General features: G+C 61.3%; 1 protein-coding gene. It reads left to right on the forward strand.

Annotated features, from left to right (window positions below):
* Nucleotides 1-36 precede the first annotated feature (36 nt).
* On the forward strand, nucleotides 37-511 hold a 475-nt coding region (locus A9G05_RS26315), incomplete at its 3' end, for a LytS/YhcK type 5TM receptor domain-containing protein (RefSeq protein WP_305879757.1).

Here is a 511-nt window from a genome sequence, read left to right on the forward strand (position 1 = left end):
ATCTCCACCACCTGCGAGGGGTTGCTCGGAGGCATAGTGCACTGGCGCCTGATGCGCTCGGGACGAACGGATGCCCTGTTTGAACCGCGTATCGCCTTCTTTACCACCCTCTACGCCGAGATCATGCAGATGGTCATCATCCTGCTGGTGGCGACCCCGTTCGACAAATCCCTGCTGCTGGTGCGCACCATCGCCACCCCGATGATTCTGGCCAACTCCTGCGGCGCGGCGCTCTTTATCAGCATGATCCGCGACCAGCAGCGGATGTATGAGAAGTTCTCCCGGGTCTTCTCCGCCAAGGCGCTCAATATCGCCAACCGCACAGTGGGGATCATGAGTCAGGGCTTTACCCCGGAGGCGAGCAACAAGATTGCCCGCATCATTCAGGAGGAGACCGGCGTGGGGGCGGTCGCCATCACGGACACCGAGCAGATCCTCGCCTTTATCGGCACCGGCGAAGATCACCATCTGCCGGGTACCCCCATTGCGTCAGCCATCACCATGCAGGCCA

Origin of the sequence: Pseudomonas sp. ENNP23, from assembly GCF_001728945.1 — a bacterium.
In the GTDB taxonomy this organism is placed as follows: domain Bacteria; phylum Pseudomonadota; class Gammaproteobacteria; order Pseudomonadales; family Pseudomonadaceae; genus Metapseudomonas; species Metapseudomonas otitidis.